This window comes from Actinokineospora sp. HUAS TT18 (assembly GCF_051364635.1).
Lineage (GTDB): Bacteria > Actinomycetota > Actinomycetes > Mycobacteriales > Pseudonocardiaceae > Actinokineospora.
Genome location: NZ_CP195645.1, coordinates 3,334,521 through 3,355,871 on the forward strand (window position 1 = coordinate 3,334,521; position 21,351 = coordinate 3,355,871).

Genomic DNA, 21,351 nt, shown 5'->3' on the forward strand with positions numbered 1-21,351 from the left:
CCGTCAAGGCTGCCGCAACGCCGCCAACGGATCCAACCCAGGCCCCTCCGGCACCCGAGCCACCAACGATGCGGGCAACCGAACCACCGGCACCCCCTCATACCCCAACATCTTCAAAACCGACGACGCCCCCACCGGATACCGCCGACCCATATCCGTCACCACAGTCAACGTCCCCGACCGCGACTCCGCCGAAGGCATGGCCTCCACCACAGCCACCCAGCCCGGCGGAACAAACACCTGATCAGCCAACGGAACCCCTCGCTCCGTCCGCCCCCCGGTCCGCATCCCTCCAGGCACCCCTGGCTCCAACACAACAGCCACGTCCCCCGAAGAGAACGTCGCACACACCACTCCCCGATCCCGCACCGAAGCGATCCGAGGCCGAGCAGCCGGGGCGTCAGATGCCCGCCCAGCCGCCGGGTCCAACCGCCGAGCCGCCGCGGCCGCGGCCGGAGTCACCGGGAACGGACCGCTCCCCCGAACAGCCCGCTGCACATCGAACTGCAACGCGGTCAGCGGCCGCAAAACCTCTTTCTCCGCCAAGTAGTACTGCGTCTCCCCACCAGAAGTCCCGACCGCCAGCAGAGACCCGACCTTCAAATCGCCACGCCCGGGAACAGCCACCGACGGCGCCCCGAAGTCAGCCAACGCGATAGGCCCAATGGGAGCACCCTCGGGCAACATATCCAGCCAAGCCTGGCTGACCCTCGCCCAAGGCTCAGAGGTCAGCGCGAGCCCAGTCCCTACCACCGCGTAATCGACGATCTTGTGCCGATACCCCCGCCAAACCACAAACCGGTCCGCCGACCCCGCCAACTCGACCAGCAACGCCGAGTCGCCCAACAAGGTCCCGCCCGCGGGCGATGCCCCCACCAGCAGCGTCGACTCCTCAACCCGAGCACCCGCCGCGTCAACCGCGGGCGTGGAGCACAAAGACCAGCCACCGCTGAGCACTCGATCAGCACCAGGCAACGCGTCCGGCGCGTCGGCGATCCCGATTCGCGGCCCGCGCGGCACATCGACAAGTGAATCCCGCGAAACCAATCGCGTCTCCGCGTGATCACCGATCAACAGCAACGCCGACGTGTAGTTCGTGACCGGATGCAATCTCCCGTCCAGATACACATACCGCGTCCCGGTCTCCTTCTCGACGATCACCGAATCCCCGGACCGCCATCCCACATTCCCCCCTGGGACGATCAGCCCGTAAACCCCGACACAAGCCAACGCCACCACAGCCACCGCGATACTCGCGAACGACGCCCCAGCGGGCCTGCGAAACGGTGGCTGCTCCGGATCGGTCTCCCGGGTGACCAACGCCGAGATCGCCCGCTGCACCAGGAACTGGTACGCCTGCAGCTGGTCCCTCTTGGACGCCATCAGCCCCCCAGCCCGCGCACGTACCCGTACAGCCCCAGCACCGAACAGGCCACCGGCACCACCGTGATCAACACCAGGATCTCCGCGTACTCGGCGAACCGCGCCACATACGGATTGGGTTTGCGGGTGCTGTAGACGATCCCGGCGGCCGTCGCGGCGGCGCCCACGGCCAGCAGCACCGGCAACAGCGGCACCCCTCGATCAGCCATCAGCGGCCCGACGACGAGAGCGCCAAGCCCGAAGATCCCCGCCACCAGCACCGGCACCCGCTGACGCAGGATCGGATACAGCCGCGCCCGCAGCAGGAACCCGGCCGCGAGCACGACCAGCAACACCACCGCGGCCTCGCTGTCACTGCGCGCCAACAGCACCATGCACGCCGCGGCGACCACCACGGCCCCCGAGAGCATGCCGGTCAGCAGACCGTCCGCGCGGGCGACGGCCGCGTGCACCAGCGCGGCGGGCGGCTGCGGGTCGTCGCGGACCAGGTCGGCCGTCGAGCGCGGCAGCACCGGCATCGGCACCCGGCTCAGCCGCAGCGCCATCGGCGCGAACGCGGGCGACAGCGCCAGCAGCACTCCCGCGACCACGGCCGCGGTCTCGTGCGCCTCCAAGGTGTCCGAAGTGGTCATCCACCCGCCGACGACCGCCAGCACGCCGACCGTGACGGATCCGGCGAACAGCTCCGGCCACGCGATCACCCCGAGATAACCGACGAGCGCGGCCAGCGTCAGCGCCGCCCCCGCGAGCACGAGGTGTCCCGCGCTCAGCGAGTCAGCCTCGTCGGCCAGCAGCAGCCCCCCGCCCGCGAACGCGAACGGCAGCGCACACGCCGCGGCCACCGCGCCGGCGCCCGCGTCACCTATGGCCCGAGCGAGCACGACCCCGGCGCACAGCAGAACCGCCGCCGCCCCGAGCGCCCACGTCGCCGGGCCGAACCAGTCCGGACCGGCCCGCAGGACCGCGACCAGCCCGAGCATGACCGCCGCCGCGCCCGCGGCCAGGCCGGCCAGCCGGGTGTGCCGAGGTCCCCAGACGCGGCCGCGGCGGCTGGAGCCGGTGGCGATCGCGTCGACCAGGTCGTCGTACTCCAGCTCCGGCCAGTCCGTGCCGCGCGGCACCAGGTGCAGGATCTCCCCGTCGCGCACCCGGTGCGCGCCGAGCGTGCGGTCGAGGTCGAAGGCCGAGCCGTCGGTGCGGCGCAGCAGCCAGCCGCCGCCGTCGTCGGCCAGGTGGTCGCCCGCGTGCGCGAGCAGCCCGGGGAGGATCTCGGCGACGGCGGCGTGCTCAGGCAGCGCCATGTCGACGCGCCGCTGCGGGGTGGCCACGGTGACCCGCACCAGTCCGGTCGTCTGCATGCCCCCAGCCTCACGCGCGCGGGCCGCGCGCGGTCGGGTGAGGCAGGAACCTGCCGCCCGCCGCCGGGTCGCGGCCCCGGTTCCTAGCCTGGTGACCGTGTTACTCGTACCGATCGGCCACAACCTCGGCGCGTTCCACCTCGGCGGCACCCGCGTCCAACAGGTGCGCCGCGGCACCGACATCGTCGAGCTGTCCGATGTGGACTTCGCGCTGTGGGCGCTGGCGCACGGCAGCCCCGACCCCGCCCACACCGGACCGTGGGACCGCGCCGCGATCGTGGCGGCCGCCGCCGGGCTCGGCCTGACCGACGTCGATCCGGTGATCGACGGGTTCCTCGCCGCCGGTCTCCTGGCCGCGGTCGACCCGACCGACGCGGTTGGATTCGCCGAACGCCATCGGCTGATCCCGCTGCTGCTCGGGCTGGGCGACACCGCAGAGGGAATGTACGAGGTCGGCCTGATCGACACCCCGCTGCTGGCCATGACCGGCGCGCTCGCCGACCTGTGGGAGTGGTCGCCCCTGTCCGCCGACCTGTGGCGGGCCTGCCAGGAGACCGCCGCCCTGGCGTCGACCGACCCCGGCGAGGTGCTGGCGGGCCTCATCGACTCCCTGCACTCGCTGCTGTCCATGAACGCCGCGTGCGTCGATGTGCGGGTGGGTGCGGCGTGATCTTCCCCCTCGGCCACTACGTCGGCCGCCACCAGGTGCGCGTCGGCTGGGACCGGCACGACCTCACCGAGGACGAGTTCGGCACCTGGCTGCTCGTCCACGCCTACCCGAGCTCCGCGGAGATTTTCGACGCGGCCGCACGAGCGGGCGTCACCGAACGCGTCGAGACACTGATGACCCGCGGCCTGCTGACCGAGACCGACGGCGACTTCACCGCCCGCCACCGGCTGCGTCCCCTGCTCGTCGGCCTCGGGAACTCCGTGGAGGCGCCGGACCGCCACGCCATCGGCGTCCCCGGCCTGCCTCCCGTCGCCTACCTCGACCCGGCGGCCTACGAGCTGTGGCAGTGGGGCCACCTCGCCCCCACCCTCCACCACGCCACCGAAATCGACGGCGACGTGCTCGACCGCGTCCGCGCCCTGGTGTCCACCGGCTGCGCGTACCTCGACGTGGTACTCAAGTGACCGTGGCCGCACGCGACAATGGGGAGGTGCAGACCACGGGAGCCGTCCACGACCTCCGGCCGCTGGCCACCGGCCCGGTCGCCACGGTGTACGTCGGCAGACTGGCGAGCACCGGCGCCGACGTCGCCGTCAAGGTGTTCGCCGACAGCCTCGACCGCGACACCGCGGCGTGGCTCGCCCGCGAACGCAAGGCGCTGCACCAGGTCAGGCACGTCCGGTCGATCCTTCCGATCGACGGCCTGGTCGACCACACCGACGGGCGGACCGGGGTGTGGATGGAGCTGTGCCAGGGTTCCCTGGCGGGCCTGCTGAGCACTCCGGGCGCCGTCCTCGCGGCTCCCGACGTGATCGTCCTCGCCACCGCCCTGGCCGAGGCCCTGACCGCCGCCCACAGCGTCGGCGTGGTCCACGGCGGCGTGACCCCGCACAACGTGCTGTTCCGCCAGACGGGCGAGGTCACCCTGTCCGACTTCGGCCTGTCCCTGCGCGAACGCTTCCCCCGCGACCCGATGCACGCGGTGGAGTACATGTCCCCGGAAACCCTCCGCGACGGGACGGTGTCGACGTCTTCAGACCTGTATGGCCTGGGGGCGGTGCTTTACACGGCGTTGACGGGGGCGTCGCCGTTTCCCCGCCATCCGGGGGAGGCGCACGGGGACCGGATTCTCCGGGTGCTCCGCGAGCCCGTTCCCCCGATCCGGGTACCGGGCGCTCCCGACGTGTTGGGGGACATGATCGGGCTGCTCCTGGCCAAGGACCCCACGGCCCGCTTCCGCACCGCCGAGGACGTCGCCGCTCTCTTGGCGAACCTCACCGCGGTTCCACCTGCCGAGCCGGAGGAACCCGCCCCGGACTACGACTTCGACGACTTCGCCGACCTTGCCCCGCCGATCACCAGCGCCCTCGACCTCGACACTCCCACGATGCGCCTCCCGGGACCAGGATCGCCGGCCGCGCGGGCCTCTTACGCCACGCCCTCCGACCATTCACCAGTTCCGTCGGGCGTCCCCGCGCTCCAGGTGACGGGTACCCCGGCCAGTTTCCTCGCCCCCGCGCCACCAGCCGGGTCCCCGACATCCGCCTGCGCACCCGAAAACCCAGCCACCAACGCGCACCCGCCGACGACGTTCCCGCCCCCTGCTGAAACCCACCCGGCCGTACCCGAGTCCCTGGCACAACCGTCGGAATCGCTTCCGCCTGCTGTGGGTGCCCTGCCCACACCTGAGGCAGGCGCGGCAATCAACCCATCCGAACCCGTCTCGCTGGCCCCGCACACCTCCCGGCCCGCAACAGAACCCCAACCCACACTCGGGTCCCCCACCACACCCGCGCCCACAACGACAATCAACCCACCCCAACCCCTCGCGCCTGCCCCACACAACCCCGAACCCACACCCGAGTCCCCCACCACACCCGCGCACCACCTCGCGCCCACAACGGGACCCAATCCGCCTGAAATCCCAGCGCCCGCCCCGCGTAACCCCTCTGCTCCAACAGCACCCGCATCCCCAGCGCACTCGGCAGTGGCCAAACTCCCGCAGCCTGCCGCCCGCGAATTCCCGTCAGCCGCCCCTTGGGCAACCCCAGCCACGCCCGCGGGCCGCACCCTCGTCCGCATGGACGGCCCCACCAAACCCAGCCGCCTGCCCCAAACCGGCATCCTCATCGCCCTGGGCACCGTCATCGTGGCGCTGGCGGGGGCGCTCGTGTTCACCCTCACCCGGGAAACCCCCGCCCCCCAGCCCGCCCCCATGACCGAGCAACCCCGCGCGGACACGACCCCCGTCAGCCCCGTCCCCCAGGCCCGCCTAGAACTGGCCACCCCGACCGACGAAGGCACCCACGTCCAGCTCAGCTGGAGCGCCGAGGGCGACCTGGACTTCGCGGTCATCGTCGCCGGTGAGCACCTGGAGACCGCGATCGTGGTCGCCGACCGCAAACTCGCGATGCGCCTGCCCATCGACCCCGGCCGCCGCTACTGCTTCCAGGTCCGAGCCACCGACGGCGAGCACATCTACACCAGCGACCCCCAGCCCATCCGCGGCGCCCGCTGCAAGCCCTAGAGCGCCGCGAGTCCGGCGCAGGCAGTCTCCAACGGCGAGACCCCCGCCGCCACGCGCGCAGAACTCACGCCCCCGCATCCGAACGCCGCCACCCGCCACGCCCGCGAGACTCCTCGCGCGGCGGAACCAGCGACCGCACCTCCACCGCCGCCCAAACCCGCGACCGCCACCCCCGCGACCGCAGCGCCCCCCGCACGACAGTCACCTCATCCCAAGCCCGCGACGCCGCGCTGTCCGCGGTAGGCATTCCCGACCACAGAGCCATATCCAGCACCTGAGCCAGCCGAACCATCGGCAGCCGCGTCCGTTCCCCGGTCACCTCACCCGCCGACTCGGCGAGATCCCGGGTCGTCATCCCCACCCGATACGGCACCCCGTGCGCCCGCAGCCGGTCGCGCGCCTCGGCCCACGCGCCGATGACCCCGTCGGCACCGCCCCGCCTTCGACGCCGGCGGGCCCGCACCGCCTTGGCCGACGGAACCCCCACCAGCCACAACACCAGCGACCCGCCGACCACCAGCGACGCGATCACGCCAGCCCGCGGCCACGTCACCCCACCGGCCGCCGAGTCCGCCGCGGGCGGCGGAGGGTCCGGCAATTTGGGCGGCCGCAGCTCACTGTCGGTCGGCAGCTGCTCCCGCGCCTTCGCCGCGACCCCGGCCAGGTCCGGCCGAGCGGGTCCCGCCGCGGCCGCCGACCCCGTGGGGTCCAACGGCACCCAGCCGACCCCTTCCACCGCGACCTCCGGCCACGCCAGCACGTCACCGTTGCGCACGACGTGTTCCCCGCCGTCCTGAGAGGACCCGCGGAACCCGACCACCAGCCGCGCCGGGATGCCGTTGAGGCGGGCGAGCACGACGTAGGCGGCCGCGAACTGTTCGCTGGTGCCGCGTTTCGACTTGGTCAGGAAGTGGCGCAGCTGCGGCCAGCCGTGCCCGGTCGGCAGGTCCTTGCCGACCTCGGCCTGGTAGTTCGTACTCAGGAACCGGTCCAGCACCAGCGCCGACTGGAAACTCGGCCGCAACCCCTGCACGGCCCGCCCCGCCAACTCGGCGATGTCCGGCGGCACCGCCCCCAGGTCCCCCAACCCGCCCCGCGCCTTGGTGTCGACCGCCGCGCCGAGGAGCGCATCGGGGTCGGTCTGGGGCACGGCCCAGCTCAGCTGGTAGTGCGGCCGCTCGACATCCCCGTCGAGCAGCAGCGTCCCCGTGTCCTGGTCGACCAGCGGTGAGATGCCCTGCACCCCGGTCGGAATCGCCTGACTCGGCAACCATGGCGCGGGCAGGTCGTCGACCCACACTTCGGCGTCCCGTCGCGCGCCGCCGGTCGGCCCGTCGAGGCGGACGCCCAACCGGCGCGGCCGCACGTCGCTGGACCAGTTCGCCCCGTCGAAGCGGTCCAGCACGACCAGCCCCCACCGGTCCACCGCCCGATCGCTGCGGTAGCGGAACACCTCGTGATCCGGGTCGGCCATCCGACTGGCGATCTCGTTCAGCGGACTGCTGATCCGATTCCGCTGAACCGGCGCCGAATAACCATCCTTGAGCCGATACGGATCCCGCCCCACCGGATCCAGCCCACCGACCACCAGCGCCCCAACTCCCACCGCCACCACCGTCGGCAACGCGAGCCAGGCCCCCATCACCGACACCCGCCCCGACTTCGACGCGGTTCGCCCCCCAGCCCACAACACCAACGCGGCGGGCACAGCGAACGCCAACGCCGCCAACGCGGCGACAGCCCCCGGCAACGCGTGATACGCCTGCGCCAACCCGGCCACCGCCAGCGCGGGCACCAGCGCGAACAACGGCTTGTTCAGCCGCACCAACAACTCGACCCCGAGAACGGCCGCGACCAACACCGCGAGCGGGACGAACAGCACCAGCTCGGGCTCCGGCCGGGCGGGCCAGGTGGACTGCAAGGTGAGCTGCCAGCCCTCGGTCAGCCCCTTCACGATGCCGCTGATCGACTCCCCGGTGGGCAAGCCGACGATGGTGGTCGGGAACAGCACCGATTCGATCAGCCCAAGCACGCCACCGAACAACGCCACGGCGGGCCGAAACGCCCCGAGGACAGGGAACCGCTCGCACAACTCAACACAACCGTAGACAACCAGGACGACGACCAGCACCGGCAACAACACCGCCGGAAGCCCGAACACCGGCGCGAACATCACCCCGGCCACTCCCGCCGCCCCCAGCACCCCCGCCACCGCGAGCCGATTGAGGACGCCACTGTCACCGCCGGTCACCGAACACCCCACTCCCGGCAAGAACACACAGATGAGCACGCACAGCGGATGGGACTGGACAGCCGGACCAGCCGTGCGATGGGAACAGGCAAAGCGAACTCAAGGAACGGGACCGCCCCCGACGGCGCGAACCTCCGCTCACCCGATGTCGCGGACAGCACCGCTCACCGCATTCCACCGGCCCAAGACCCCCACCGCGTCCAGCTCCCCCACCCGAATCACCGAGTCCGGTCGCCAAGCCCGAGTCGCGCCCAGATCCACCCCACGACCCGTCACCACCACAACACTCCCCCCAGGCCGCAGCCCCGCCAACGGCCGCGCGACCAACTCCCCAACCCCGTCCTGCGAAACCTCACAAAGCGCGTCCAGCAGCACCTTCGCCACCCGCATCCCGCCGACGTCCAACCCCGACGGCGTCAAAAGCGAACAGTGCTGCCCCGCTGTAGAAGCCGCGAACAACAAAGAAGCAGCGACCTCCACCGCCTCCTCAAACTCCGCTGCCCCCATCGACGACGGCCGCGTGTCCAGCACGACCGTGAACCGAGGCTGAGCCGGATCCGCGTACTCCCGAATCATCAACTGCCCAGTCCGCGCCGTCGCCTTCCAGTGCAGGTACCGGACCTCGTCCCCCACCACATACTCACGCACGACCCGCAGATCCGCCGACCCGTGCAACGGCGGATCCGTAATCGGCCCGACATGGTGGTGCCGAGGATGCCCGGCCACCGGCGCTCGCGCGGCATGCCGACGCGGATGGACCCACAGCGTCGTAGTCCCCCCAGTGGTCACCCCACTCCGGGCCAGCCCGAACGGGTCCACCCGGTTCAACACCAGCGGCCCCACCGTCAACACACCACGAACATGCGTCGGCAGCTCATAGTGGTAAACCGCCGAAGCCCCAGGCGCCAGCGGTCGCACCTGGACCCGATGTTCGGAACCGCCAACCCGATCCCCCGCCGCGCACCCCCGCTGCGCCCGCCCGGTCGGATTGCGCACGACCAGCGTCGCCAACGCGGGCCGGCCGCGTTCGATTCGGTCCGGGTGGACGGTCCGGCTGACCTCCACCCGGGGCAGCCGCAGCGTCGCCGCCACCGCGACCGCCACGAACGCGACGCAAACCCCGGCCAGCGAACGGAACCACGCGAACCCGGCGACCTCGCCGACGACATAACACACGACGGCCGCGGCGAGGACGGTCCAGCCGCGGCGGGTGAGCCGCACCGCTAGCGCCTTGCGGCGGCGACCGGCGCGGCCGTGCCGGCGAGGAGTTCGTCGACGACCTGCGCGGCGGTGCCCTGGTTGAGTTCGGCGTCCGGGGTGAGCACCAGGCGGTGTCCCAGCACGGGATGCGCCACATCCTTGACGTCGTCCGGGATCACATAGTCGCGTCCATAAGTGGCCGCCAAAGCCTGCGCGGCGCGGATCAGCGCGATGCTGCCGCGGGGACTCGCGCCGTAGCGGACCAGTGGGTGGCTGCGGCTCGCCGCGGCGAGCCGGACCGCGTACGCCACGATCTCCGGCGCCAGCCGGGACCGGCGGACCTCGGCGATCACCTGCTGGACCGTCGGGATGTCGACCACCGGCCGCAGCTCGTCCGGGCTCACCCCGGCGCAGTCCGCGAGCACGACCCGCATCTCGGCGGCGTGGTCCGGGTAGCCGACCGACAGGCGCATGAGGAACCGGTCGAGCTGGGCCTCCGGCAGCCGGTAGGTGCCTTCCATCTCGATCGGGTTCTGCGTGGCCACCACGAAGAACGGCCGCGGCACGTCATGGCTGACCGAGTCCACCGTGACCCGCCGCTCGGCCATCACCTCCAGCAGCGCGGCCTGCGTCTTCGGCGTGCCGCGGTTGATCTCGTCGGCGAGCACCACGTTGGCGAAGATGCCGCCGGGGTGGAACTGGAAGCGCTCGGCGTTCTGGTGGTACACCATCACGCCGGTGATGTCGCCGGGCAGCAGGTCCGGGGTGAACTGGATGCGGTTCCACCGGCCGCCGACGCTGGCGGCGATGCAGCGGGCCAGCGTCGTCTTGCCGACGCCGGGCACGTCCTCGACCAGCAGGTGCCCCTCGGCGAAGAACGCGGCCACGGCGAGCCGGACGATCTCCGGCTTGCCCCGCATCACCGTCTGCACGTTGTCGGCGATGAGCTCGTAGGCGGCACCGGGTGTGGGCGTCACGCGTCTTGACCCTTTCGTCGTCGTGACAAGGCGAGCGCGAGCGGGGCGACCAGGACGATGGCCCCGCCCCCGGACTTCTGCGGCGCGGGCACGCCGATGAACACCTGCGGGTCGCTCGGCCCCGCCGCGTTCGTCGCGACCACCGTCACGTGATGGAACCCCGCGGGCCCAGGGTAGATACCCCGCACCGGGATGGTCACGGTGCCGACGCACGTGGCTGTGGCCTTGATCGCGTTCTCCATCCCGATGCCGACCCGGCACGTGGTCGCCGGATCGTTGGTCGTCACCTTCACGGTGACCGCGATCGAGTCCGGTCCGGTCGTCTGCACCTGGGTGAGCTGCACGACCGGCACCGCGGGCGGCGGCGAGAGGGTGGCCGACCCGGGCGCGCCGTCGACCGTCGGCGATCCGGCCGGGCCGAACCGGGTGATCGCGCGGACGGTGACCGTCAGCGGCGTCGGGTAGTTCGTGTACTGGGTGACCCCGGTCTGCACGTCGCGGTCGGCCTGACCGGTCGCGCTCACGCGGTAGGTGACGAGCGTTCCGCCCGCCAGGTTGGGCTGCGTCCACGACACCGTCGCGACCCCGCCGGGGCTGACGTCGATCTTCACCGACGGCGCCGCGGCCGGGGCGCGCGGGACGACCGGCCGGGCGCTGACGGCGGGACCGGTGCCCGCCGCGTTGCGGGCCGCGACCGAGATCACGTACGACGTGCCGTTGGCCAGGCCGTTGACCGTCGCGCTGGTCGCCGTGCCCGGCGCGGTCATCGACCCACCCGGCCACGACAGCACATACCCGTTGACCCTCGCTCCGTTCGCGGCGGCAGCGGTCCACGTGACCGCGGCCGAGCCCGCCCCGGGTACCGCGTTGACCGAGCCGGGCGCACCGGGCGGTGTCGCGGGGACGGTCGGCGGCGGCGCGGGCCTGGTTGTGGTCGACCGCGGCGCGGTGGTCGTGGTCGGCGCGGGCTTGGGCGCCGGTTTCGACGTGGTTGTCGTGGTGGGCTGCTGGGTGCTCGTGCCGCTCGACGGCGGCGGGCTGCCCGCGGTCGTGCTCGTCGGCGTCGACGTCGGGGCGGGCTTGTCGCGGCCGGTGTCGGTGCTCGGCACGTCGTCGCCGCCGACGGTGACGGACTTGACCGACCCGTCCTTCACGTCCACGACCAGCACGTGCGAGCCGTCCGGGCTGTCGACGTAGATCTGCTTGTCCTCACCGTGCGCCAGCCGCGGCGAGCCGGAACCGGGCATCTTGGTGCTGGACTTCTTCTTGCCCTGGCCGTCGTAGGTGATGACCTCGTTGCGGGTCTCGTCGACGATCGCGATCGTCTTCTCGCTGGCCACCGGACCGGCGTAGCGGCCGTCGGCGGGCAGGTCGACCGTGACGGGCCGGGCCGGGGGCCGGTCCTTCGTCAGACCCGCGGTGTCGATGAGGTGCATGCGCTTGCGCTCGGGGTCGAACACGGCGAGGCGCCCGTCGGCGTCGCTGTTGGCGACCTGCGCGGAGGCGGGCAGGTCGATGCCGACGGGCATGTTGTCGCCGAACCCGTCGGCGCCGACGAGGTGCAGCGTGTCGGAGGTGGTGTCAAGCACCACGGGCTTGTCCTTGACCAGCGCCAGCGCGCCGCGGTGGTCGGCGGGCAGCTGCGCGGGGCAGGCCAGCCGGTCGACGCCGTCGGGCAGCTCGCACAGCGCGCCGGTGTCGGTGCGGTGGACCCAGACCGTCCCGTCGCTGGTGGCCACCGGCCCGCCCAGCGTGCCCCCGGCGACGACGGTCGCGGGCGGCGAACTCAGCCGCACGATCCGCCCCGCCGACCGGTAGACCAGGTACGGCCCGCCCACGACCTCGACGGCCACGGGCCGCTCGTCGGCGGGCGCGTCGATGGCGTCCTCGACGGTCAGCGTCGCCTTGCCGAACACGGTGATCCGCGACCGGCCGACGACATAGCCGGAGTTCGGCCCCTGCACGACCTGGCTGCCGCGCTCCGCCCCGGGCACGTCGGCGCGCGCGTCGACCTGGTTGGTGGTGCCGTCGACGTGGAAGACCTGCTGCAGGCCGCCGTTGTAGACCCAGTGGCCGACCTGGACGAACTGCAGGGCCGGGGTCGCCGAGGTCTTCCCGGCCACGGCCACCCCGACGAGCGCCAGCGTGCCCGCCGCGAGCAGCGCGACGATGATCCTGGTGCGCGAGAAGACGCTGCGCCAAACCGGTGAATCAGCGTTGGTGCGAGACGAAGGCATGGTCACCCAGCGATCTGGTCAGGTCGGCACTGATTATGAACAGCAGTGTTCACCGTAACAGGGAGTGGCTGGATCCAGGGGTGGTTCGCCGGTTCCTGCCATCCGGTCCCACTGTCATCCAAATCTCATCAACACCCGCGACGCTGGACAGCGTGACCGAGCCCCGCGCAGCCCACTCCGTAGACCAATTCGGCGTGCCCGCACCGGTCCCCGTACAGGCCGCACCGATCCCGGTACGCCTGCCCTCATCACCCACGATCGGCCAGGCGACCGCCCAGCCCGCCGCGCAGGCACCCCGTCAGTCGGCCGCACCGGTCCGCCTGCCTGTCGCGCACGCCGTCAGCCAACGAGCCGCGCCTGCGGCTGTGCGCCTACCCGCCGCGCAGACCATCGCCCAAGTGGTCAACCAGCGACAAGCCACCGCCGCACCGGCCTGGACCGCTGTCCCCGCCGCCCAGCCCCGGCCCGCACCCCGCCGAAAGCCCGTCACAGAACGCTTGCGCTCACCGAGCCGGTCGACCGCGCTGCGGATCATGTGCTGGCAGCTCGTCATCGTCTCCGCGGTGCTGGCCATCGGCAGGCCGTGGTACGTCATCACGGCCGTCACGGTCGGCTGCCTGCTGCTCCTGGCCCTGACCGTCACACGCATCCGCGGCCGCTGGCCGCACGAGTGGGCCATCGCCTGGACCGCCTACCTGGTCCGCCGCCGCGCCGAGGACCTGCCCGCCGACGCGGGGCCCGCGCTGTTGCGCCACCTGGCCCCCGAGGCGACCGGGATCACGGCCACGGTCAACGCCGAGCCGGTGTTCATGCTGAGCCAGGCCGCCGGGCTCATCGCGGTCCTCCAACCCCGGTCCACCGCCCGCGACCTCACCAAAGCCATCCCCACCCCGGGCGCCATGCTGCCGCCCGCCGACGAGCAGTCGCTGGCCTTCGCGGTCCGCGTCGTCCACCACGCGGGCGTCAAACGCGACCGCCCACCCCGGGTCTGGGTCGCGCTGCAGGCGCTGCGGACCGTCGACACCCACCGCGACAGCGAGGTTCAGCTCGCCCTCGGAAACGCACTGCGCCGCGTCCGCCGCCAGCTCCGTCGCGCCGGGCTACCGACGCGGACTCTCCCCGAGCCCGAGGTCCTGGGCACCCTCGCCGCCCTGTCCCACACCAACGCGGGCCGGGGGAAGCTGCGGGAACACTGGCAGCACTGGCGCAGCGGCCCCATCCACCAGGCGGCCTTCCGCCTGGACGGCTGGGCCGACCTCGCCCCGGACGTCGCCGCCCAACTGCTGCGCTGGCTCCTCACCGCCGCCCCCGGCGCGTCGATCACCGTCTCCGTCACCGCGCGCCGCCTCCCGGACCGCGGCGACACGGAGGTGGACGCCACGGTCCGCATCGCAACGATGGGTGAGGCGACCCTCGCCGAGGCGGGCAAGGAGCTGACCAGGCTGGCTCAGGAACGCGGGATCACCCTGAACCGCCTCGACGGCCACCACACGCACGGCCTGGCCGACACCCTGCCCCTGGGGTCATGAGACGGCGGTCAGGTACATCCCCGTCGTGCCCGCACCCGGCGTGTTGCGGCAGCTGTAGTTGCCAGACGCCTTGGCATACATCAACGTCAGACAGCGGCCCAACGCGCGCTGCCCGAAGTAGTTGGGGTGCATGGATTCCTGGACATCACCCTGCGTCGACTGGCTGTCGATCCACCGTGCCCACTCGCTGGTCGCCGCCGACGCGGGCGCGGTCGAGGTGACATGCTTGCTCGCCTTCGCGCAGACCTCCCGCCCCTGCAACACATCCCGCAGGTCCATGAACTGCACGCCCTTGGCCGCCGCCACCCCCTTCAGCCGGTTGGCCAGCTGCGGCACGAGCGAGTCGCGCGCCCAGTCGGAGTCACGGTTCCAGAATGGACAGCCGCCGGTGTTCACCCGGCTCCATCCGCTTTCGTAGTAACGGTTCTCGGACCCACGCGGAATCGGCGACGGGTAGGACTGGAGCACGATCCGGTAGTCCGACGAGCCGTAGCCCGCGCCGGACATCACCGCGCGCACCTCGTCGATCGACTTGCCCACCCCGGCCATCGCCGCGTCGATCTTGCTGTCGACCACGGGCTGCTGGTCGTCGTGGCAGTAGGAGTACCAGACGATGTAGTCGGTGGCGCACTTGGTGATGATGTCGGCGAACCCGAGGTCGTTGCCCCCGATCGACAGCACGACCACCTCGACGTCGTGGGTGGCCGCGACCGCCGCGAGCCGGTCAGCCTGCGGCGCCTCGCCGCGGAAGGCGACGCCGCCGTTGGACGCGCGGAAGATGTTCTTGGTGGTAGCGCCGGAACACGACAGGTCGATCAGCGTCTGGGTTGTCCCGGTGGCGCTCTTGACCTCGGCGGAGTCCGACCGGTGACACCCGTTGGCGACGGTCGCCCCGTACACCTTCGCGGGGTCGTAACCGGCGCCGGTCCAGGCCCGGTCGGTGCCGTCGCGGCTGCCGCTGTTGGTCAGGCTGTTGCCCTGCCAGCGCCCAGCCTCGCCGGAGATGAAACTGTCCCCAAGGGACACGATGGCGGTCGAGGAACTTGCGACGGCAGGGCTCGTACCAGCGCAAACAGCGGCGGCCAAAGCCAGCGGCACAGCGCAGGCGACAGTGCGGCGGAACTGGGACACGACAGTGTGCTCCTGTCAACGGCGCGTTTTCGCAGGGACGCGCGAGTGACGTAGGCCACCGGTCCGGTGGTTGGCGGAGAATCTGACACGCCGGGTCTTGTTACCGCAAGGTAACCAGCGGTCTCGTTTTCATCACGCCGGTACATCGCCCTGCTCCCCTCAGATGTACTCGCCCGCCAGCTCGCCATACGTGGGTCGGCGGTTCCTCGGCCGGTTCACCGCGTCGAGCAGTACGTCGGAGTTCATCCAGTCCACGTCGGTCAGGTCGAGGCCGGGGATCTTGTCGAGGTAGGTGCGTGCTTGGGCCTGCATCCGAGCGACGCTCGGGTTGTCGCCCCAGATGCAGGTGCGTCGGCGGGTGTGGAAGTTGTGTCGGAACAACACGACAGTGCTGAAGTCCATGCTGAGGAAGATGGACAGCCGATGAAATGGCGCTTTGGCGCAGGGCTGCTTCACGGCGGAGGTGGGTTCACTCATCGACAATCCTCGGCAGAACAACGGTGGGCCAGTCGTCTTCGCGGTACATCGCGTAGCCGTGTGGATCGGTGTCCACTTCGGTCCAGTGCAGTCGAATTCCGGTGCCTTCGCCCGCAGCTCGCTCCAGCAGCTCCGCCACGGAGACGAGGGCGGTTGCCGGAGGTCCGCCGTCGGGCTTGTGGTGTTTCATGGCGAACCTCGCCGCGATTCGGGTTTGCTGGACAGTTCGCCGCCAGTCGAGGAACAACCACCCGCCGACTCCAACGAACAGGACGGCCAGTGGGACGCACGCGGCGATGACCTGCCAAGGCTGGATGTGCGTCATTGGCTCGGCGGCGGATCGTCCTGCGGCTGGCGGCGCTCCGCGCGGGCCTGGATGGCACGGCCCAGCCGGACCATCCGGTGCCCGAGTGAGGCTTCCTCTGCCACGGGTGGTTCCGGCGCTCGCTCGGCGTCGACGTCGAGCAGGCGCATGACGTACAGCGCCAGATCGCGGTTGACCGTACTGAGTCCGCCGATGAGGGTCAGGTCGCCACGCCAGTGAGCATCTGCTTCCGTCATACCGGCCTCGTCAACAGGCCGGTGATGAAGTCTCGGCTGGCAATGGCGTCGAAGGCGACGGCCTGAAGTTTTCGCGCGAAGGTTCGGTAGACCGTTACGTCGTTTGGGTGCTGGAGGAGCAGGCTGGTGGTGAGCTGCTGGAGGTGCACGACGGAGTCGAATCGCTTGGACTGCAACACGTGGAAGGCTTCCAGGCCGCCGTGGTGGGCGTTGGCGGGCACAATGCGCACTACCAAGTTGTCGTCATCAGCGCGGCGCAAGAGGTGGGTGAGCTGTTGTTGGCGGACACTCTCCGGGATGCAGGGCCGGGTCAGCACGTGGGCGTCGAGGAAGAACTCGTGACGCGGTCCTCTCGTGAGCTCCGGGATGGGGCCGTAGGAGTCCCTCGGCATCGCGGTTCGGACGTGGTTGTCGTAGGCGCATGCGCGCAGAGCTCGTGGCACGGTCAACGATGCGTAGACAGTCACGGTCTGGGCGAACGATTCCAGCACCGTGACGACCTCAGTGGCGTGGGCGTCGTCGTGTCCGAACAGCCAGTGGGACAGCTGCGCTTCGGTGGCCAAGCGGGCCAGGTAGTTCCGTAGCCCGACCGGCCAGCCGAAGACCATGGACAGCACAGCGATGTCGGTCGGGTGGACCGGGCGGTAGCCGTTGAACATGCGACACAGCCGGGTGATGTTGAACCCGGTGGCCTCGGCGATATCACGCAGCCTCAGCCCGGCCTTCTCAGCCGAACCCGTCATGACCGCACCGATCAGGACACCGCGCAGGGGTCGATTGCGGGGATCTGTCACGGCCGACCCCCCTTGACCGCGCGCCCGATCTCGACGTGCTGATGCTCGACCACGGTCGCCAGCTCCTCCAAGCGGTCGCTCAGCACTCGGGCTTGTTCCGGCGTCAACAAGGCGGCTTCGGCCGGCGGGGCCACCAGGACCACGTGACCGCTGGTAGGCGCGGTCCAGAGACCGATACCTCGCGGTCTGCGGAAGCCGTCAATACAGACAATTCGGTTCTTGTGCGGGTTGAGCGGGGAAACCGTCATGACGTCTGACGCTAGGGGCAACAGTCAGTGACGAGTTGTACAAATTGTGTGATCGGTCGCCCGCTAGACTGAACCTGGTCACCGCAGGTTGGGGGTGCGATATGGACGGCTCGGCTGAACCCATTGGTCATCGAGTGCGCTACTGGCGTGGCCGCCGCAACCTGAGCCGCAAGCAGTTTGCTGACATGGTGGGCCGCTCAACCTCGTGGCTCGACAAGATCGAGACGGGTGAACGCGAGCTGGTGCGCCTGCCGATGATCGAGCGAGTGGCCGAAGCGCTGGCGATCGACCCGGCCGTTCTGACTGATGCCGCCCACGCCGAGCTCGCCGAACATTGCGTCGATACCACCGAGGTAGTGGCCATCCGCACCGCGCTCGCCGCCTATCCCGGCTTGGCAGGCAATCGCGCCGAGAGTGTTGGCCTAACAGGTATCCGCAAGCAGGCTGAGTACCTCGATCTGGCTTGGCTGTCCTCTCGATTCACCGTCGTCGCGCGGCACCTTCCGAACCTGATGATGGACGCCCAAGCCGCGGTGCTGGCCGCACCCGCCGGGGACCAGGTCGAGGCGTACCGAGTGCTGGTGACGACCTACCGCCTGGCGTCGTCAATGCTGCTGAAGTTCGAGGCCAACGACGTCGCCTGGTTGGCCGCCGACCGCGCCATGTTCACCGCGATGAGCGTGGATGACACCTGGTCGCTCGCCCGTGCCACCCGCAGCGTCGCCCGAGCCATGACCAGCACCCGGCAAGAAGCTCAAGCGATCAGGACGTTGCTGGACATGGCCGACCGGATGCGTGGAGAGACCGATACCCACGCGGCCGAGCTGTTGTCGCTGTACGGCATGTTGTTCCTGGCTGCCTCCATCACCGCGGCCGGACAGGACGACGCGGCGACGGCTCGCGAGATGCATGACGAGGCGATGGTCGCGGCGCTGAGGTTCGAGCCGCACTACAACGCCCACCACACTTTTTTCGGGCTGACCAACACGTTGATCCATCGGGTATCCGCCCTGGTACGGCTCCATGAAGGCGGACGAGCCCTGGAGTTCGCAGCGACCATCGACCCCTCGGCGGTCGCTGCCCTATCAGCCGAGCGCCAGTCAAACTTCCTGCTGGACCTCACCGAGGCCAACACCAGTGTGGGCAACTACCCCCAAGCCGTCCGCCTGCTGGGACAGGCCGAACGAGTCGCGCCAGAAGAAGTCCGCTGCCGACCGCTGGCTCACGGTCTACTGCGCTCGCTGCTGCGCAACACCACCGGTGAGCCCGCTAAGTTGGTCAAGCAAATGGCCGACCGAGCGGGAGTCGTCGCATGACCAGACCGGTCCTGTACCTGATGATCTGCGGAGCTGGTCCGGCCGACCACATCGACCGCATGATCAAGCTTGCCCAGGCTGATGACTGGGACGTGTGGTGCCTGGCGACGCCGTCTGCTGTTGATCACTTCCTCGCCCTTGATGCGCTGGAGGCTCTGACCGGCCACGTCGTCCGCACCGGTCACCAACGTGCAGGCCAGCCAGCCCTGCCGAAGGCCACAGCCGTGGTCGTCGCTCCAGCCACCTACAACACGATCAACAAGTGGGCAGGCGGCATCGCCGATACCTACGTCCTGACCCAACTCGCCGAACTGACCGGTCTAGGTGTCCCGATCGTGGTACTCCCTTTCGTCAACACCGCACTGTCAGCAAACCGCGTCTTCCAACGCAGCGTCGCCGAACTACGTGACTCCGGGGTCGTTGTGCTGCTGGGTGAGGGCGGTTTCGTGCCGCACCCACCAAGGACTGGTGGCCAGGTGATGGATAGCTTCCCCTGGCACGCCGCACTCCAGGCGGCGGCGAAAACGCGCAGCGACCAACTCTGACGGGTCGCCCGCGCCCTCGGAACCCGCTTCAGCCGATTCAGGTCGGCGCCGCAACCACCAAAGTGGAGACCCAGCCGCACTGACTCACACGATCGCATCAGTGACGCCAACAGCCGTGCGTGTCAGGCGGCTTTGGCCTCCTTCCGGACACGCGCGTCAGCGGCCGCGCTCGGCACCGCCGTTGACCTGGATGATCTGGCCGGTCACCTGGCCCGCCGCCGCGGAGGCGAGCCAGTGGGTGGTGTCGGCGACATCGGCCGGGGTACCCGCGCGGCCGGTGTGCGTCTGCGAGATCAGCGTCTTCTCCCGCTCGGCGGCGAGCTTGCCCTGGAAGAACTCGGTGTCGGCGATGTACCCGGGCGCGACCACGTTCACCGTGATCCCCCGCCCGCCCAGCGCTGAGGCCAGGTCGTAGGCGTACGGGTGCAGCGCCGCCTTCGACGCGGCGTACGAGCCGGAGCCCGAGCCGCGGTACGCCGCGATCGAGCTGATCAGCAGCACCCGGGCGCTGTCGGCCAGGTGGGGACGCAGCGCCTCGGTGATCAGGACGGCGGTGAGGGTGTTGAGCCGGAAGTTCTCCGTCCAGTTCCACGCCACCCCGGCCACCCCGGACAGCCCGGCGGGCGCGTTGAACGTGGCGTTGCCGCCCGCCGACGCCACCAGGACGTCGATGTGGCCGAGTCGGTCGACCAGTTCCGCGGTGATCTTCTCGACGTCGACCGGGTCGGCGAGGTCGCCCGCGACGGCGATCGGCGCGGGGCCGGGTCCGGCGATCTCCGCGGCCGCCTTGTCGAGCACGTCGGCCCGCCTGCCGAGGAGAACGACCTGGTCACCGTCCTGGGCGAACCGGGCGGCGACCGCGCGCCCGATTCCGGTGCCGCCGCCGCTGACGATCACGTTGCGCGTCATGGGTTTCCTTCGCCGATGGGGATCAACTACAACGACCTTAGCTACGTCGAGAGCAGCGGCTGAAGGTCGGTGCGCGCGGCGACCAGGTCGGCGGCCCAGCCGGTGACCACGCTGAGCGCCTGGTCGGGGTTGAGGCGCGGGTCGCACAGGCTGGTGTACTTGTCGGCGACCCGGTCGTCCTCGCCCGCGTGGTTCACGCACTCGGTGACGTCGTCCGGCGTGGTCTCCAGGTGCAGCCCGCCCGCGACGCCGCCCGCGGCGCGCACCGCGTGGCCGAAGCCCGTGATCTCGTCGGCGATGTGGTGCAGGTAGCGGGTCTTGAGGCCGTCGGGCGTGCGCGAAGTGTTGCCGTGCATGGGATCGCACAGCCAGATCACCGGGTGACCGGCGGCGCGGACGGCGGCGACGAGGGCGGGCAGCGCGGCCCGGACGGCATCGGAACCCATGCGGGCGATCAGCGTCAGCCTGCCCGGTTCGCGGTCCGGGTCCAAGCGCGCACAGAGGTCCAGCAGGTCGTCCGGGGTCATCGACGGGCCGACCTTGCACGCCACCGGGTTGACGATCTCGGCGAGCAGGGCCACGTGCGCGCCGTCGGCCTGGCGGGTGCGTTCCCCGACCCACGGCCAGTGCGTCGACCCGAGCAGCGGGCCGCGCGGCGACGGGCGCAGCATCGCGAGCTCGTAGTCCAGCAGCAGCGCCTCATGGCTGGTCCACACCGTGCCGAACCCGTCCGGCCAGCCGAGCCGCGCCATCGCCTCGGCCGCGGCGAGGTGGCAGCTCAGCATCCGCCGCGGGCTCTGGCGCCGATCGGCGGCGGACGGCTCCGGACCGTTGACCATGTGTCCCCGGTAGACCGGCAGCTCGACGCCGCCGACGGTCTCGGTCGGATGGGAGCGCGGCTTGGCGAACTGTCCTGCGATCCGGCCGACACGCAGCACCGGGGTTCCGGTGGCCGCCGTCATCCGGTCGGCGAGCTGGTCCAGCAGCCGCGCTTTGCGGTCGACATATCCGCCGACACACTCGGCCGGGTCCTCGGCGCAGTCGCCCGCCTGCACCACGTGCGCCTCGCCTGCGGCCACCAGCGCGAGGTGACCGCGAAGCGTGGCGACGTCGTCGGCGCGGACCAACGCGGGCAGCGCGGACAGTTCGCGCCTGACCGACCACGCTTCCCCGTCGTCCCACGTCGGTTGGTGCGCGGCGGGTCTGGCGCCGACACGGCGCGCGATCTCGTCCATCGT

The 21,351-nt window shown here is 70.8% G+C and carries 20 protein-coding genes; 6 read left to right on the forward strand and 14 right to left on the reverse strand.

The window, feature by feature from the left end:
- Positions 1–3: 3 nt before the first annotated feature.
- Both eccB and eccD read right to left on the reverse strand, forming a co-directional pair.
- Entirely contained in the window at positions 4–1,383 is a 1,380-nt protein-coding gene (eccB, locus tag ACSHT8_RS14900; RefSeq protein WP_436501622.1) for a type VII secretion protein EccB, read from the reverse strand.
- Positions 1,383–2,741 carry a type VII secretion integral membrane protein EccD gene (gene eccD, locus ACSHT8_RS14905; protein WP_436501624.1) on the reverse strand — a complete coding sequence of 453 codons (1,359 nt, stop codon included), beginning with the start codon at positions 2,739–2,741 and terminating at the stop codon, positions 1,383–1,385. The genes eccB and eccD overlap by 1 nt, the downstream gene beginning before the upstream one ends.
- A 97-nt stretch (positions 2,742–2,838) precedes the next feature.
- On the opposite strand from eccD, the gene ACSHT8_RS14910 reads away from it, so the two are divergent.
- Genes ACSHT8_RS14910 through ACSHT8_RS14920 form a run of 3 tightly spaced genes read left to right on the forward strand, consistent with a single transcriptional unit; the run spans position 2,839 to position 5,938 of the window.
- Positions 2,839–3,411: a hypothetical protein gene (locus tag ACSHT8_RS14910; protein ID WP_436501626.1), complete on the forward strand. Its 573-nt coding sequence runs from the start codon at positions 2,839–2,841 to the stop codon at positions 3,409–3,411.
- Complete coding sequence (locus tag ACSHT8_RS14915) at positions 3,408–3,875, forward strand: hypothetical protein (RefSeq protein WP_436501627.1); 468 nt, start codon at positions 3,408–3,410, stop codon at positions 3,873–3,875. Before ACSHT8_RS14910 ends, ACSHT8_RS14915 begins: the two co-directional genes overlap by 4 nt.
- Before the next feature lie 26 nt (positions 3,876–3,901).
- Positions 3,902–5,938, forward strand: coding sequence for a protein kinase domain-containing protein (locus tag ACSHT8_RS14920; RefSeq protein WP_436501629.1), 2,037 nt, complete (start codon positions 3,902–3,904; stop codon positions 5,936–5,938).
- 64 nt (positions 5,939–6,002) lie between these two features.
- Here ACSHT8_RS14920 and ACSHT8_RS14925 read toward each other — a convergent pair whose 3' ends face one another.
- The 4 genes from ACSHT8_RS14925 to ACSHT8_RS14940 all read right to left on the reverse strand — a co-directional run bounded on the left by ACSHT8_RS14925 (position 6,003) and on the right by ACSHT8_RS14940 (position 12,603).
- Complete coding sequence (locus ACSHT8_RS14925) at positions 6,003–8,189, reverse strand: transglutaminaseTgpA domain-containing protein (RefSeq protein WP_436501631.1); 2,187 nt, start codon at positions 8,187–8,189, stop codon at positions 6,003–6,005.
- Positions 8,190–8,327: 138 nt separating this feature from the next.
- Positions 8,328–9,410: a DUF58 domain-containing protein gene (locus ACSHT8_RS14930; protein WP_436501633.1), complete on the reverse strand. Its 1,083-nt coding sequence runs from the start codon at positions 9,408–9,410 to the stop codon at positions 8,328–8,330.
- Between the two features lie 2 nt (positions 9,411–9,412).
- Positions 9,413–10,366 carry an AAA family ATPase gene (locus ACSHT8_RS14935; protein WP_436501635.1) on the reverse strand — a complete coding sequence of 318 codons (954 nt, stop codon included), beginning with the start codon at positions 10,364–10,366 and terminating at the stop codon, positions 9,413–9,415.
- Entirely contained in the window at positions 10,363–12,603 is a 2,241-nt protein-coding gene (locus tag ACSHT8_RS14940; RefSeq protein WP_436501637.1) for a fibronectin type III domain-containing protein, read from the reverse strand. The genes ACSHT8_RS14935 and ACSHT8_RS14940 overlap by 4 nt, the downstream gene beginning before the upstream one ends.
- A gap of 152 nt (positions 12,604–12,755) precedes the next feature.
- Between ACSHT8_RS14940 and ACSHT8_RS14945 the strand changes: the two genes are divergently transcribed.
- Complete coding sequence (locus ACSHT8_RS14945; RefSeq protein ID WP_436501639.1) at positions 12,756–14,132, forward strand: type VII secretion protein EccE; 1,377 nt, start codon at positions 12,756–12,758, stop codon at positions 14,130–14,132.
- Here the strand turns inward: ACSHT8_RS14945 and ACSHT8_RS14950 are convergent.
- The 6 genes from ACSHT8_RS14950 to ACSHT8_RS14975 form a co-directional block, all read right to left on the reverse strand.
- Positions 14,127–15,158: a GDSL-type esterase/lipase family protein gene (locus ACSHT8_RS14950; protein WP_436501641.1), complete on the reverse strand. Its 1,032-nt coding sequence runs from the start codon at positions 15,156–15,158 to the stop codon at positions 14,127–14,129. The genes ACSHT8_RS14945 and ACSHT8_RS14950 overlap by 6 nt on opposite strands.
- A 264-nt stretch (positions 15,159–15,422) precedes the next feature.
- Positions 15,423–15,740, reverse strand: coding sequence for a hypothetical protein (locus tag ACSHT8_RS14955; protein ID WP_436501643.1), 318 nt, complete (start codon positions 15,738–15,740; stop codon positions 15,423–15,425).
- Positions 15,733–15,930: a hypothetical protein gene (locus ACSHT8_RS14960; protein ID WP_436501645.1), complete on the reverse strand. Its 198-nt coding sequence runs from the start codon at positions 15,928–15,930 to the stop codon at positions 15,733–15,735. The genes ACSHT8_RS14955 and ACSHT8_RS14960 overlap by 8 nt, the downstream gene beginning before the upstream one ends.
- 131 nt (positions 15,931–16,061) lie before the next feature.
- Complete coding sequence (locus tag ACSHT8_RS14965; protein ID WP_436501647.1) at positions 16,062–16,301, reverse strand: hypothetical protein; 240 nt, start codon at positions 16,299–16,301, stop codon at positions 16,062–16,064.
- Complete coding sequence (locus ACSHT8_RS14970) at positions 16,298–17,044, reverse strand: Scr1 family TA system antitoxin-like transcriptional regulator (protein ID WP_436501649.1); 747 nt, start codon at positions 17,042–17,044, stop codon at positions 16,298–16,300. Before ACSHT8_RS14970 ends, ACSHT8_RS14965 begins: the two co-directional genes overlap by 4 nt.
- Before the next feature lie 47 nt (positions 17,045–17,091).
- The gene (locus ACSHT8_RS14975; protein ID WP_436501650.1) at positions 17,092–17,343 is read right to left on the reverse strand and encodes a hypothetical protein; all 252 of its coding nucleotides are present in this window, start codon (positions 17,341–17,343) and stop codon (positions 17,092–17,094) included.
- A 101-nt stretch (positions 17,344–17,444) separates the two neighbouring features.
- Between ACSHT8_RS14975 and ACSHT8_RS14980 the strand changes: the two genes are divergently transcribed.
- Together ACSHT8_RS14980 and ACSHT8_RS14985 are read left to right on the forward strand one after the other, a co-directional pair.
- Positions 17,445–18,659: a helix-turn-helix domain-containing protein gene (locus ACSHT8_RS14980; RefSeq protein WP_436501651.1), complete on the forward strand. Its 1,215-nt coding sequence runs from the start codon at positions 17,445–17,447 to the stop codon at positions 18,657–18,659.
- Between the two features lie 20 nt (positions 18,660–18,679).
- Positions 18,680–19,204, forward strand: a complete 525-nt coding sequence (locus ACSHT8_RS14985; protein ID WP_436502072.1) for a flavoprotein — start codon at positions 18,680–18,682, stop codon at positions 19,202–19,204.
- A gap of 156 nt (positions 19,205–19,360) precedes the next feature.
- Here the strand turns inward: ACSHT8_RS14985 and ACSHT8_RS14990 are convergent, their stop codons facing one another.
- Entirely contained in the window at positions 19,361–20,113 is a 753-nt protein-coding gene (locus tag ACSHT8_RS14990; RefSeq protein WP_436501652.1) for an SDR family NAD(P)-dependent oxidoreductase, read from the reverse strand.
- Between the two features lie 41 nt (positions 20,114–20,154).
- Positions 20,155–21,348, reverse strand: a complete 1,194-nt coding sequence (locus tag ACSHT8_RS14995) for a 3-deoxy-7-phosphoheptulonate synthase (protein ID WP_436501653.1) — start codon at positions 21,346–21,348, stop codon at positions 20,155–20,157.
- Between the last annotated feature and the right edge of the window lie 3 nt (positions 21,349–21,351).